This is a genomic window from Ideonella sp. FW305-24 (assembly GCF_058788035.1).
In genome coordinates this window covers 132,271-146,151 of the sequence record NZ_JBYTAI010000007.1, presented here as the reverse complement: position 1 = coordinate 146,151, position 13,881 = coordinate 132,271, and the positions used below count along the sequence as shown (strand labels likewise).

The 13,881-nt window shown below is 66.3% G+C and carries 11 protein-coding genes; 7 read left to right on the top strand and 4 right to left on the bottom strand.

The genetic code is table 11. The features are described from left to right. Window positions 1–42: 42 nt before the first annotated feature. The 4 genes from gshA to AC3WR5_RS19635 all read right to left on the bottom strand — a co-directional run bounded on the left by gshA (window position 43) and on the right by AC3WR5_RS19635 (window position 4,016). Window positions 43–1,338 carry a glutamate--cysteine ligase gene (gene gshA / locus AC3WR5_RS19650; protein ID WP_492486493.1) on the bottom strand — a complete coding sequence of 432 codons (1,296 nt, stop codon included), beginning with the start codon at window positions 1,336–1,338 and terminating at the stop codon, window positions 43–45. Between the two features lie 280 nt (window positions 1,339–1,618). Next, window positions 1,619–3,145, bottom strand: a complete 1,527-nt coding sequence (amt, locus tag AC3WR5_RS19645) for an ammonium transporter (RefSeq protein WP_141288171.1) — start codon at window positions 3,143–3,145, stop codon at window positions 1,619–1,621. Window positions 3,146–3,266: 121 nt separating this feature from the next. Next, window positions 3,267–3,605, bottom strand: coding sequence for a P-II family nitrogen regulator (locus AC3WR5_RS19640; protein WP_492486491.1), 339 nt, complete (start codon window positions 3,603–3,605; stop codon window positions 3,267–3,269). A 60-nt stretch (window positions 3,606–3,665) separates the two neighbouring features. Continuing rightward, a complete protein-coding gene (locus tag AC3WR5_RS19635; RefSeq protein ID WP_492486489.1) occupies window positions 3,666–4,016 on the bottom strand; it encodes a hypothetical protein in 351 nt (116 codons plus the stop codon). A 302-nt stretch (window positions 4,017–4,318) separates the two neighbouring features. Between AC3WR5_RS19635 and AC3WR5_RS19630 the strand changes: the two genes are divergently transcribed. The 7 genes from AC3WR5_RS19630 to AC3WR5_RS19600 all read left to right on the top strand — a co-directional run bounded on the left by AC3WR5_RS19630 (window position 4,319) and on the right by AC3WR5_RS19600 (window position 13,881). Next, window positions 4,319–5,836, top strand: a complete 1,518-nt coding sequence (locus tag AC3WR5_RS19630; RefSeq protein WP_492486488.1) for a YifB family Mg chelatase-like AAA ATPase — start codon at window positions 4,319–4,321, stop codon at window positions 5,834–5,836. Window positions 5,837–6,063: 227 nt separating this feature from the next. Further along, complete coding sequence (locus AC3WR5_RS19625; RefSeq protein ID WP_492486486.1) at window positions 6,064–7,155, top strand: glycosyltransferase family protein; 1,092 nt, start codon at window positions 6,064–6,066, stop codon at window positions 7,153–7,155. After that, window positions 7,152–8,135, top strand: a complete 984-nt coding sequence (locus AC3WR5_RS19620; protein ID WP_492486485.1) for a glycosyltransferase family 29 protein — start codon at window positions 7,152–7,154, stop codon at window positions 8,133–8,135. The genes AC3WR5_RS19625 and AC3WR5_RS19620 overlap by 4 nt, the downstream gene beginning before the upstream one ends. Window positions 8,136–8,337: 202 nt before the next feature. Next, window positions 8,338–10,998, top strand: a complete 2,661-nt coding sequence (locus tag AC3WR5_RS19615; RefSeq protein ID WP_492486802.1) for a glycosyltransferase — start codon at window positions 8,338–8,340, stop codon at window positions 10,996–10,998. A 202-nt stretch (window positions 10,999–11,200) separates the two neighbouring features. Continuing rightward, on the top strand, window positions 11,201–11,992 hold the full coding sequence (locus tag AC3WR5_RS19610) for an ABC transporter permease (protein WP_492486483.1): 792 nt from the start codon (window positions 11,201–11,203) through the stop codon (window positions 11,990–11,992). 9 nt (window positions 11,993–12,001) lie between these two features. Continuing rightward, the gene (locus AC3WR5_RS19605) at window positions 12,002–12,769 is read left to right on the top strand and encodes an ABC transporter ATP-binding protein (RefSeq protein ID WP_492486482.1); all 768 of its coding nucleotides are present in this window, start codon (window positions 12,002–12,004) and stop codon (window positions 12,767–12,769) included. Then, window positions 12,766–13,881, top strand: a complete 1,116-nt coding sequence (locus AC3WR5_RS19600) for a KpsE/RkpR family capsule polysaccharide export protein (protein ID WP_492486480.1) — start codon at window positions 12,766–12,768, stop codon at window positions 13,879–13,881. The genes AC3WR5_RS19605 and AC3WR5_RS19600 overlap by 4 nt, the downstream gene beginning before the upstream one ends.

Here is a 13,881-nt window from a genome sequence, read left to right as displayed (position 1 = left end):
TGGTAGGCAGGCCCTGGTTCTGGGGCGTGCCAGCGCGTGATTTCAGTCGTAAACCTCGGCGTCCGGATCGGTGGCTTCGAGTTCGTAGGACGCGGCCAGCATGGCCAGGCGGCCTATCACGCCGTACATGTAGAAGCGGTTCGGGGCGCTGGCGCCTGGGCGGCTGCCGGGCTTGGGCAGCAGGTGGCTGTCGGAGAAGGCGAGTGGTACGAAGCTGGCGCCGGGGGCGTTGAGGTTCTCGTCGATGCCGCGGTCGGCATGCACCCGGTAGAAGCCGCCGACGACGTAGCGGTCGATCATGTAGACCACCGGTTCGGCGACCGCGTCGTTGACGCGTTCGTAGGTCGGCACGCCTTCCTGGATCAGTACGTCGGTGACCTCCTGGCCGTCCTTGATCACGCCCATCTTGTTGCGTGTGCGGCGGTTGACCTCGTCAAGCTCCTTGGCATCGCGCACGGTCATGATGCCCATGCCGTAGGTGCCGTTGTCGGCCTTGACGACGACAAACGGCTTCTCGTTGATGCCATATTCCTTGTGCTTGCGGCGGATCTTGGTCAGCAGCGCGTCGACCTGAGTCTGCACCGCGTCGATGCCGGTGCCGTCGGCCCAGTTGACCGGGCCGCAGTGCGAGAACATCGGGTTGATCAGCCACGGATCCATGCCCAGCAGCTTGGCGAATTTCTTGGCCACTTCCTCGTAGCTGCGGAAGTGATTCGTCTTGCGGCGCACGGCCCAGCCGGCATGCAGCGGCGGCAGCAGGTACTGCTCGTGCAGGTTTTTCAGCACGTCCGGAATGCCGGCCGACAGGTCGTTGTTCAGCAGGATGGTGCAGGGGTCGAAGTTCTTCAGGCCCAGCCGGCGCTGGCCGCGCTCCAGTGGTTCCAGCGTCAGCATGCTGCCATCGGGCAGCTCCAGCGTGCTGGGCTCGGTGATGGTCTCGTCCAGCGTGCCCAGGCGCACGTTCAGGCCGGCCTGGCCGAAGATCTGCACCAGGCGCTGCACGTTCATCAGGTAGAACATGTTGCGGCTGTGCTTCTCGGGGATCAGCAGCAGGTTCTTGGCTTCGGGGCAGATCTTCTCGATCGCCGCCATCGCGGCCTGCACCGCCAGCGGCAGCATTTCGGGGGTCAGGTTGTTGAAGCCGCCCGGGAACAGGTTGGTGTCGACCGGCGCCAGCTTGAAGCCTGCGTTGCGCAAGTCCACCGAGCTGTAGAACGGCGGTGTGTGCTCCATCCATTCGAGCCTGAACCAGCGTTCGATCGCCGGCATGGACTCCAGCATGCGCTGTTCCAGTTCATTGATCGGTCCGGTGAGGGCGGTGACGAGGTGCGGAACCATGGTGTTTTCTGGCGTGTGCGGCGGCGGGATACAGCGGGGCGCGGGCAAGCACGACAGGATGGGTGTGTGCCTGGGGGCGAGGGGGAATTCTGGCAGATGGCGGCCCGGGGTCGCACAAGAGGCGCAGAACGATCCGCGTTTTCAGATCAGGGCTGGCGTGCCAAATTGCAAGATTCGCCTGTGCGATGCGGATAAAAAAAGGGACTGCCTGGAAAGGCAGTCCCCAACTCGCTCCGAACTTGTGAGCGACAGCGACTTCAGGCGCTGTCGCTGCTTGGCATCACTTGTTGTAGGCAGTCTCGCCGTGAGAAGAGATGTCCAGGCCTTCGCGTTCCTGGTCTTCCGGCACGCGCAGGCCAATGACCAGATCGACGATCTTGTAGGCGATCAGCGAGACCACGCCCGACCACACGATGGTGATCAGCACGGCCTTGGCTTGCACCCAGACTTGCGATGCGATGCTGTAGGCATCGGGGGTGATCATGCCCACGGTGACCCAATCGGCCACGGCGCTCGGGCCGCCGAGGTTCGGCGAATTGAACACACCGGTCAGCAGCGCACCCAGGATGCCGCCCACGCCGTGCACACCAAACACGTCCAGCGTGTCGTCCGCGCCCAGCAGCTTCTTCAGGCCGGTCACACCCCACAGGCAGGCGAAGCCGGCGATCACGCCGATGATCAGCGCACCGCCCACACCGACGTTGCCGGCTGCCGGCGTGATGGCGACCAGGCCGGCGACGGCACCGGACGCAGCGCCCAGCATCGAGGCCTTGCCCTTGTGCAGCGCTTCACCCACCGACCAGGCCAGCACCGCAGCGGCGGTGGCGACGAAGGTGTTCATGAAGGCCAGGGCAGCAAAGCCGTTGGCTTCCAGCGCCGAGCCGGCGTTGAAGCCGAACCAGCCCACCCACAGCAGGGCGGAACCGACCATCGTCAGCGTCAGGCTGTGCGGGGCCATCGATTCCTTGCCGTAGCCCACGCGCTTGCCGATCATGTACGCACCGACCAGACCGGCGACGGCGGCATTGATGTGCACCACGGTGCCGCCGGCGAAGTCCAGTGCACCCATTTGCCAGATGTAGCCCGCCTTGGCGTTCATCGAGTCCACCACGTTGGCGGCGGTGTAGGCGTCCGGACCCATCCAGAACCAGACCATGTGCGCGATCGGCGCGTAGCTGAAGGTGAACCACAGGGCCATGAACAGCAGCACGGCCGAGAACTTGATGCGCTCTGCAAACGAGCCGACGATCAGTGCGCAGGTGATGCCTGCGAACGTCGCCTGGAAGGCCGCGAACACGATCTCGGGGATGTAGACGCCCTTGCTGAAGGTCGCGCCGTTGGCGAAGGTGCCGGCGGCGTTGTCCCAGATGCCCTTGAGCATCAGGCGGTCGAAGCCGCCGACGAAGGCATTGCCTTCGGTGAAGGCCAGGCTGTAGCCGTAGATGACCCACAGCACGACGATCATCGAGAACGTGACCATCACCTGCATCAGCACCGACAGCATGTTCTTGCTGCGGACCAGGCCGCCGTAGAACAGCGCCAGGCCAGGCACGGTCATCATGATCACCAGCAGCGTGGAGACCATCATCCAGGCGGTGTCGCCCTTGTTGGGCACGGGGGCCGGTGCGGCGGCAGCGTCAGACGCGGCCGGTGCAGCTTCCGAAGCGGCGGCTGCAGGTGCTGCAGCGGGCGTGGCTTCGGAGGCCGCGGTGGCGACAGGCGCCGAAGCGGCGTCCTGCGCCAGGGATGTCCCCGCAAAGCCCAGGGCGGCGAAGCCCAGGGCGAGGGAAGCAATCAGCTTTCTCATGGTGTGTGTGTCTCTTGGTCGGTGTGCTGGCGGATCTCAAGGAAACGAAGGGCCGTTCCCGAGTTTTCTTGACCCCCTCGGGGGGCCTGACGCGAAGCGGCAGGTCTGGGGGCGCTCAGTATCAGAGGGCGTCTTTGCCGGTCTCGCCGGTGCGGATGCGGACGACTTGCTCAAGGGAGGAGACAAAGATCTTGCCATCGCCAATCTTGCCGGTGCGGGCGGAGGATTCGATGGCCTCGATCACGCGGTCGACCAGCGCGTCGTCCACCGCTGCTTCGATCTTCACCTTGGGCAGAAAGTCCACCACGTACTCCGCGCCGCGATACAGCTCGGTGTGGCCCTTCTGACGGCCGAAGCCTTTCACTTCAGTCACCGTGATGCCTTGCACGCCGATGGCGCTGAGGGCTTCACGCACTTCATCAAGCTTGAAGGGCTTGACGATGGCAGTCACCATTTTCATTGTCTGCTCCAGAGGTTGGGGCTGGCAGCGAAGGCGCCACCAGCCGGGGGATTCAATCGATCAGAGCCCTTGCTTCATGGCAGGAGCGCAAGCGAATAGCGTTGGGCCGGCGTCGCACAGCCGGTTCGGGGTCGCGCCGAGCTTGTCTTCGGTGGCATTGCAAGACCGGTGCCTTCCATGGCCCCGCTTGGGCGAGCGGGTGAAGCCAACACGAGGGTCGGCGGTCCAGCCTTCGGCGAACTTGTAATTCGCGCTCAGATCGAGATGGCCCGGGTTCTGGGCATCCTGGATATCGAAGCTCTTGTCATTTGCACGCCACACGCGGAGGACGCCAGCGCTCAGGCCGGCATCTGCATTCACGTGCAAGGTCAAAAGACTCGGCGCGGCAAGCGCCGTCTGGGACTTCTTCATGCAACTGCTCCGGGGTACTGTGAGTCCGCGGCTTGTGTGGGGTTGGGTCGAGCTCAGCGGCTGGGTAGCTGCAGCTTTCATGCCCGCAGCCGCGCAAGCAGGAAAACAGGCTTGGCGAGCTTTCAAGCCGGCTCCGCCGGACATGGGAGGCCCAAGTTGGTGCTGTGTGGGTACAAGATCGGCACCGAAGTTGTGCGCTCTTGCGTTTTCTCCCTCCAGAGCGGGATTGCCCGCGCGGTTGCCGCGTTTGGACAATGGCCGTCATCCCAGCATGGGCACAACGAACAACCAGGGAGGGCCGCATGACGCTGGCCGTGATCAGCAGCCGCGCGCTTGATGGCGTGCAGGCGCCACCGGTACAGGTGGAAGTGCATTTGGCCAACGGCCTGCCCAGCTTCACGCTGGTCGGCCTGGCCGATACCGAGGTGAAGGAGGCGCGGGAGCGGGTGCGCGCCGCGCTGATGGAGAGCGGGTTCCAGTTTCCGCACAACAAGCGCATCACCGTCAGTCTGGCGCCTGCGGACCTGCCCAAGGAGTCTGGCCGCTTCGATTTGCCGATCGCGCTGGGCATCCTGGCTGCCCAGGGCGTGGTCGATCCGGCCCGCCTGGCGCGTTTCGAATTTGCCGGGGAACTGTCGCTCGCCGGTGGTTTGCGCCCGGTGCGCGGCGCCATTGCGCTGGCGCTGGCGGTGCGGCAGGCCTCGCCTGGCTGCTGCCTGGTGCTGCCGACCGAAAGCGCGCGGCAGGCAGCTCGGGTGCCAGGGCTGGACATTCGCGAGGCGGCGACGCTGGCCGAGGTGGTCGAGTCGCTGCTGCCGGACGGGCAGGCCCTGCCGCGGGCGCTGGGCGAGCTGGATCCGCCCTCGCGGCCCGGGCCCGACCTGGCCGAGGTGCGTGGCCAGTCCGCTGCTCGCCGAGCGCTGGAGGTGGCCGCGGCCGGCGGACACAGCCTGTTGTTGATCGGTCCGCCCGGATCCGGCAAGTCCATGCTGGCCCAGCGGCTGCCTGGCTTGCTGCCGCCCTTGGACGATGAAGAGGCGCTGGAGAGCGCCGCCTTGTGTGGCCTGGGGTCTCATGGGCTGGAAGCCGGCTGGCGCACGCGACCGGTGCGTGCGCCCCACCACAGTGCGAGTGCCGTGGCGTTGGTCGGGGGCGGCTCGCCACCCAGGCCGGGTGAGATTTCGCTGGCCCATGGCGGCGTCCTGTTCTTGGACGAATTGCCCGAGTTCGCCCGCACGGCCTTGGAGGCCTTGCGCGAGCCGCTGGAGACCGGGCACATCACGATTTCCCGCGCCGCCCGCCAAGCCCGGTTCCCGGCGCGCTTTCAGCTCGTTGCCGCGATGAACCCTTGTCCTTGCGGCTGGCAAGGCGCGTTCGCGGCCACGGGGCGCGCCTGTCGTTGCTCGCCAGAGGCCATCCTGCGGTATCAGGCGCGCTTGTCCGGCCCGCTGCTGGACCGCATCGACATGCAGGTCGAAGTGCCGGCGGTGCGGCCTGCAGAGTTGCTGGACGGTGCGATGGGGGAATCTTCCGCCCTCGTGGCCGAGCGCGTGCTGCAGGCGCGGCAGCGCCAACACAGCCGCCAGGCTGGCCTGAATGCCGCGCTGGATGCTGGTGCGCTGGACCGCTTGGTCGACTTGGAGCCGGCCGCAGCGGCGTTTGTGCGCGCTGCGGCCGAGCGGCTGGGCTGGTCCGGGCGCGGGCTGCACCGGGTGCTGAAGCTGGCGCGCACCATTGCCGACCTGGCGGGATCGCCCACGGTCTCGGTAGCGCAGGTCGCCGAAGCCGTCCAGTACCGGCGCGCGCTGCCGGGGGCTTGAGCGCTGCGGTGGCGCAGCTGCTCTGCCGTGGTGCGGCAACATGCCGGGTTGTGTGAAGCAGGTTTGTGCGCAGCAGCACACACATTAGGGGGTGTGCCTGCAGCCGCTTCGCTGGCACCCTCCCTTAAACTTGACTTTTCGATGAAGCACGAGCCCGCGGGCACGCGTTGCGTGGGTGGCGGTTTAGATCGTTGCCTGTTGTCTGTTCGTTCCGGAGTCCGCCGCCCGTGTCACGTCCGCTGGCCATCGCCTTTCTGGCCTGCAACAAGAACCCGGCGCGGTTCCGCGAGGACGCGTCTTTTGTTTATCGCTGCGAGAACCTGGCGGCAGCGCTGGCCAAGCAAGGCCACAAAGTGCTGTGCGAGCATTTCACGCGCTTTGACTGGGCCTCCAGCCCCGACCTGGTCGTGTTCCACCGCCCGCAGCTGACGCCCCGCCTCTGGCTGTTGATGAGCTGGCTGCGCCAGCGCGAGGTGCGGCTGGTGGCCGACGTGGACGACCTGATCTTCGATCCGGCAATGGCGCACCTGAGTCCGGCCGTGCTGAGCGGCCGCGCCGAGCGTGCGGCGATCGAGCGGCGCTTCAAGCGCCATCGCCAGGCCTTGCAGCGTTTTGCCTACATCACGGCGTCAACCGAGCCGCTGCGCGACGAATTGCTGGCGCTGCCGGGCCTGGCGCAGCGTGCCCATGTGCAGGTCGTGCCGAATGCGGTGCACCACAGCTGGAGCGCTTTGGGCCGGCAACTGCACGAAGACGAAGGCGGCCCCGAGGCCCTGATTCGCTACTTGCCCGGCACGCGCAGCCATGACCGCGACTTCGCGCAGATCGCAGCACCGCTGGCCGCCGTGCTGCGCGAGCGACCCGGCCTGCGGTTGGAAATCGTCGGCCCGCTGGATGGTGAACTCGCGCTGCCGCCGCACCAGGTGACGCGGCATGAGAAGCTGCCTTTTGACCGTTACCACCAGGCCGTGCGCGGCGCGCGGGTCAACCTGGCGCCGCTGGAAGACACGCGATTCACGCGCTGCAAGTCGGCGCTGAAGGTCATCGAGGCCGGTTTCTGGAACGTGCCCACGGTGTGCTCGCCGCTGCCGGACGCCCGGCGCCTGGCCCATGCCGGTGCCTTCGCCGCCAGCACGGCAGCCGAGTGGCGCCACTGGTTGACACGGCTGCTGGACGACGACGGCTTCCATGCGCAACAAGCCACCGGCCTGCGGGCGCGGGTGATGGCGCATGCGAATGTGCACAGCGTCGCTGCCGATTGGCTTCAGGGTGTGATGCAGGCGCCGCGTCAGCCCGCTTCCGCGGCGCTGCGGGCGTGAGCAACGCCTTCCAACGGGCCGGTGGGCCGTTCACCGCAGCGGGCCGCGGGGCCGGATTCTGGCGTGCCTGCCTGGGCTTGCCGGTCAGCGGCTGGTGCGCCTGGCAGCGGCGCCGCGGTCGATATCGGCGGCGCTTGCTGGGCTGGCGCTGGTGGGTGTTCCGCAGTTGGCCGCGCCCGGCCAGCTTGCTGCAGCTGGCCCTGTGTCGGCGCGACTTTGGGCTGCCTTTGCCTGCGCGCTGGCGTGCGCCCTTGACGGCCGCATTGCCATCCTTGCCGCCGGCCGCTGCCCGGCGCGCCCGAGACCTGCTGGCGGCCGACGGGGGCGCGGCACACCAGGCCATGCTTGACCGGCGCCAGGCTTTTGCCGACTGGCTGGCCAGCCGGCGCGCGACCGGTGGCCTGTGCCTGGTCGGCAATGCTGCCGGCCTGCGCGGCAGCGCGCTGGGTGCGCACATCGATGCGCATGCTGCCGTGTTGCGCTTCAATCGCTGGCAGCCAGCTGCCGCGGACGGAACAGCTGTGTCACGACTGGACGTCGGCAATGCCTGGCAGGTCTGGGTGTTGGCGCCGGACCTGCGGCAAGCGCCACCGCCCGGCCTGTCCTGGGCCATGTTTTCGGGGCCGGACCCTTGTGCAGCGTTGGCGCGCTGGCCGCAGGCGCAGTCCCTGGAACAACATGCCGTGCCGGTGCTGACCGTGCCGCTGGCTGTCTGGCGCGCACTGGTGCGCGAGCTGCAGGCGCCGCCCAGCGCTGGTGTGCTGGTGCTGGCCTGGCTGCGAGAGCTGGGCGCGGGATGGCAGGGGCTGTCCAGCGCAGGCATCGGCTGGGGCGCCACGCCGCAGGGGCGGCATCACCTGCTGGCCGGGCATGGCGCGGGCCGCCGCCATCGTTGGGACGCTGAACGTGCGCTGCTGCAGCGCTGGCGGGCCGAGGGCCTGCACGATCTGGCGCCGTTGGCGCAGCGGCCTGCTGCATGAGGTGTTTGCCGCGTGTCCACCCCGGACGGGGGACGGCCTGCCCGGCCAAGTGGGATACATTCGACAGAGGCTTTGCCCGGCCCGGCGGGCTGTCCACACGAGCGCGACGCTTGCCGCCGACACAGCTGCGTAGCGCTCGCGTTCGTGCTGAATTCATGTCAACGAAGATGTCGGGAAATCACAGAGGTCGGCCTTGATCGAAGTGCCGCAACGGGCGCTGGATGCCAAGGTGATGCTGCACAGCATTCGCCTGCTGCGTGCGGCTGCCCGTCTGCTGGGCAAGCGGCAACGCGCGCTGTTGAATTTCGAGGTCGAACTGACCCGCCTGCTGGGCCTGTTCGACCGGGACCACTATCTCGCGCAGATCGAGCTCGCCAGCCTGAACGGCATGACGCCGCTGCGCCACTACGTGCTGCATGGTGACGCGGCAGGCCTGTCGCCCAGTCCGCTGTTCGACATCCGCCACTACGACGCCCACTGCGGGCCGCGGCATGGCATCAACCGGCTGCTGCACTACGGGCTGGTGGCCAGCTACAAGGGGCTGTCGCCCACGCCCTGGTTTGACATCGACTACTACCTGCGCAGCAATCCTGATGTTGGCGCGCGGCCGATCGATGCGCTGAACCATTTCCAGCGCTGGGGCTGGCGAGAGGGGCGTAATCCGTTGCCGGGCCTGGACATGCGGCGGCTGCTGAATTCGCGCCCCGAGTTGCGCATGGTCAAGGGCAGCGTACTGGCCTTGTTCGGTTCGGAGTGGATGTCGCTCTACATGCAGGAAGGCGCCAACCAGGCCACCTTGCGTGCGGTCGAGCGCCTGCCGCATTCGCGCGAGCCCGACATGCTGGACCCTGCACAGTGGGCCAATGTGCAGCCGCGCCGGTGGGCCAGCGCGCCGGTGGTGGACGTCTTCGTGCCGGTCTACGGTGGCCTGCAGGAGACCTTGCGCTGCCTGCACAGCGTGCTGACCGCGCCGGTGCGCACGCCGCATCGGCTGGTGCTGATCAACGACGCCGGTCCGGTGCCGGAGCTCAATGCGATGCTGCGCAGCCTGGCTGCACGTGACCTGTTCGTGCTGGAGCAGCATCGCAGCAACCAGGGCTTCGTGAAGACGGTCAACCACGGCCTGCGGCTGTGCCGCGACCGCGACGTCGTGATCCTGAACAGCGACACCGTGGTCTACAACGACTGGCTGGACCGATTGCTGGCGCATGCTGCCGAGCACCCGCGGCTGGCGAGCGTCACGCCCCTGTCGAACAACGCGACCATTTGCAGTTACCCCGAAACCCTGGGCGACAACCGCATTCCGCTGGAGCTCACGCCGCAGGAGATCGACCAGCTGGCCGCCGAGACCAACCGGTTGCAGCATGTGAAGGCCCCCACCGGCGTCGGCTTTTGCATGTACATGCGGCGCGAGGCGATCGCCGACATCGGCGGCCTGGACGAACGCAACTTCGGCCGCGGTTACGGCGAAGAAAACGACTGGTGCCAGCGGGCGATCCGCCGCGGCTGGTCCAACGGCATCGCCTGCGACATCTACGTGCGCCACGTGGGCTCGGTCAGCTTCAAGGGCGAGGCGCTGGAGCGCACCCAGGCGGCGATGAAGACGCTGGCCAGGTTGCACCCCAAGTACGAGCCGGACGTGGTGCGCTACATCGCCGATGACCCGTCGTGGATGCACCGGGCCCGGCTGGACCTGGCACGCCTCGCGCGACAATGCACGCAGCGCAATGTGCTGCTGGTCTGCCACAACCGCGGCGGCGGCACCGAGCGCCACCTGCTGGAGCAAAGCCGTGAACTGCTGAACGAGGGCTGCGGTGTGTTCGAGCTGCGGCCTTCGCCGCAGGCTGGTTGCGTTTCGCTGCTGCACCCGGGCCTGTTCGGTTTGCAAAACCTGGCCAACCTGCCGCTGCGGCCAATGGACATGCTGGTCGAGGCCTTGCAGCGGCTGCAGATCCATGAGCTGCACATCCACCACCTGATCGACTTCCCGTCCGAAACCGGTGCGCGGCTGATCGAGGCGGCGCAGCGCCTGGGCATCGAGATCCGGCTGGCCGTGCATGACTACTACACGCTGTGCCCGCGGGTGAACCTGGTCAACCTGGAGGGCCGGTTCTGCGGCCTGCCCGGTGACGACGACTGCAACCGCTGCCTGACGCAGGACCAGCTGATCCAGCAGACCGGCACGATCCAGGTCTGGCGCAGCCAGGCGCGCCGGCTGCTGGAGGCGGCTAAGCTGGTCGTCGTGCCGTCCGAGGATGTGGCACGCCGGCTGACGATGCTGGCGTCCAGCAGCGCGGTGCGGGTCGCCCCGCACGAGGCGGATCCGCCGCCCAGGGTGTCGGCCTCGGTGCTGGTGCCGGCGGGTGAGCCGGTGCGGCTGATGGTGATCGGCGCGATCAACCGCATCAAGGGTTACGACGTGCTGTTGGGCTTGGCCGAAGCTGCGAGTCGGCGCGGCTTGCCGCTGGAGTTCTCGCTGCTGGGCTATTCGTCGGACGACGGCCGCCTGGCCGGCGCAGGTGTCAAGCTGCTCGGTCGGTACTTCGACAACGAACTCTCGGAGAAGATCAGCAGCTTCGATCCGCACCTGATCCTGGTGCCCTCGGTCTGGCCTGAGACCTACTGTTATGTGCTGTCCGGTGCCTTGCGCAGCGGCCGGCGCATCGCGGTGTTCGACCTCGGGGCGCAGGCAGATCGCGCCCGGCTGCACGATGCCCAGCACTTGGTGCTGCCATTGCGTCTGGCCGACGAACCGGAAGAACTGGCCGAGGTGTTGCTGCGGGCGATGCGTGCACCGGACCCGGTGGGTGCGGCGCTCGGGCAGCAAAGCGCTGTGCGCACGGCCATGCGCCGCGAAGGCTGAGTCACTTGCTGTCACGTGCCTGTCGCCGGCCTGTCGCGTGCGGCAAGCCGTGGCATTCGCCTCGCAAAGCTGCACTTTCGCGGCTTGGCTGGCACAGGTGGGCTAGGTTAAAGTGCGAGACGCGCTGCCTTGAGGTTTTCTCGGGCGGCGCGCTTGCTTCTAGGTCTGCTTCAGCTCCTAAGCATTTGCTCTGCTCGTCACCGTGATCAAACGAACCTCCTGGCAAATTCAACGCGCCGTGATCTTTGCGCTGCTGATGCGCGAGATCAAAACCCGATTCGGCGGTCACTGGACGGGGGTGGTCTGGATGCTGGGGGCGCCGCTGGCGCAGGTGTTTGCGCTGGTGGCGGTCAACACCTTCTTGCGCGGGCGATTGAGCCGCGGCACCTACGACTACGCGATCTTCCTGATCGTGGCCCTGATTCCCTACCGACTGTGTGCCGGCCTCTGGTCGCAGTTGATGAATGGCATCAATTCGAATGTGGGGCTTTTCAATTACCGGCAGGTCAAGCCTTTCGACACGCTGATCGCGCGCACCATCCTGGAGGTTGCAACTGACCTCGTCGTGTTCGTGTTGACGTTGCTGGTTCTGGCGCGACTCAACTATTCGCCAGTCCTGCCTGACAGCCTGATCGGCTACTTGGGCAGTTGGGCGGCTTTCATCCTGTTCGGCTCCGGCATGGGGTTGGTGCTGTCGACGCTGATCGGGCCACTGCCTCGCCTCGGCCTGGCGATTGGCTTGCTTTCGCTGCCACTCTATCTGACGGCCGGGGTGATCTTTTCGGTCCACAGCTTCACCAGCGAAGCGCGCTACTGGCTGTTGTTCAACCCGCTGCTGCATCTGGTCGAGTTGGCCCGCGCTGCCTTCCTGCCAGGCTATCTGCCGTTGCAGGGCGTCAACCTGGCCTATCCGATGATGTGGACGCTGACCTTGTGGGCCATCGGGGTCTGCATGTACTGGTTGCGCCGCGAGCGGCTGGCTGCCGGCGACTGAAGGTGCACCATGATTGAGCTGGTCAACCTCACCAAGTACTTTCCCACGCCCACCGGGCGGCACTACGTTTTCAGGGACCTGAATTTCACCTTTCCCGACGGAGCCAGCATCGGGCTGATGGGGCGCAATGGCGCCGGCAAGTCAACGCTGATGAGCATCATCGCCGGCGTGGTTTCGCCGGACAGTGGCCGGGTGCGGACCAACAACACGCTCTCCTGGACCGTCGGCATGGGCGGTGGCTTCCAGGGCTCGCTGAGCGCCCGCGACAACGTCCGGTTCGTCTGCCGGCTCTACAGTTCATCTCCCGCAGAGACGCGTGAGAAGGTCAAGTTCGTCGAGGATTTCGCCGACATCGGCAAGTTCTTCGACATGCCGATGAAGACCTATTCTTCGGGCATGCGCAGCCGCGTGACCTTCGGGCTGAGCATGGCTTTCGAGTTCGACTACTACCTGATCGACGAAGGCATGTCGGCCGGCGACCCCATCTTCAAGCGCAAGGCTGAGGCGGTCTTCAAGGAGCGCGTCAAGAATTCGAACCTGATCCTGGTATCGCACGTGGTCCGCGACATCCAGAACATGTGCGACGTGGTGGTGGTGCTCGAAGACGGGCGCGCCACGCTCTACAGCGATGTGAAGGAAGGTCTGGAGATTTACCAGAACATGCAACAGCGCCAAAAATCTGCGCTTGGCCGGGGCCCTGTGGCGCCGGCGGCGCTTCCCCCCGCGGCACCCTTGCCTGCCGGGGCCGACAACTCCTTGCCGCCCGCCGCACCATGAAGTTCTTTGACATCGTCACGCCACGCCGCCTGGGCCTGGCCCTGTTTGTGGTGCCCGCCGTGTTGGCCACGGTCTATTACAGCGTCATCGCCGTTGATCGGTATGCCAGCCATGCTGTCCTGAGCATCCGCGACACCTCCTCCGGCGGGTCCAGCGGTGGCGGGCTCTCGGCTGCGAGCCTGCTGCTGGGGGGCGGTGGGGCCCCGGTTTCGCTGTCGGATGCCTACATGCTGGAGAGCTACATGCACTCCATGGCGATGCTGCTGAAGATGGACAAGAAGTTCAATCTGCGGGCGCATTACAGTCAGCCCAAGCTGGACGTGTTCTACCGCATTTCAGACGATGCGGGGCGCGAGCGGTTCCTCGACTATTTCAACAGCCGCGTGTCCATCACGCACGATGAGATCTCCGGGCTGCTGACGGTTGAAGTGCAGGCGTTTGATCGGGAATTTGCGCAGAAGCTGGCGCAGGCCATGATCGACGAGGGTGAAAGTTACATCAACGAGAATGCCCACCGAGTCGCCCGCGACCGCATGGCGTTTTACGAGGGTGAGGAAGCGAGTTCGCTGAAACGAGTGCGCAGCGCCAAGGGCGATGTGCTGGCCTTCCAGACAAAATACAAGTTGCTGGATCCGCTGTCCCAGGCCGTGGCGGCCAACACGCTGACCGCCAGCTTGCAGGCAACCCAGGCAAAGCAGGAGGCCGACCTGAAGGCCGCGGAGGCCTTCATGAGCCCGGACAGCCTGCAGGTGCGCAGCTTGCGCAGTCAACTTGGGGCGACACAAGCCCAGTTGGAGGTGGAGCGACTGCGTGCCACAGCAGCGGTCAATGGCAGCCAGTTGCCCGCGCTTGCGATCGAATACCAGGGGCTGCTGCTGCAAGCCGGCTATGCCGAGGACGCCTACAAGAGTGCGTTGCTGTCGGTGGAGCAAGCCAGGCTGGAAGCATCGCGCAAGCTCAAGACAGTCCTGGTGCTGGAGTCGCCAACCTTGCCGGACCTGGCCCTCTATCCGCGCCGCATCATGGATTGGCTGACCGTGTTGGCCGTTTGCACCATGTTGTTCGCCATCGTCCGCCTGATCTATGCCACGGTGCGTGAGCACCAGGATTGA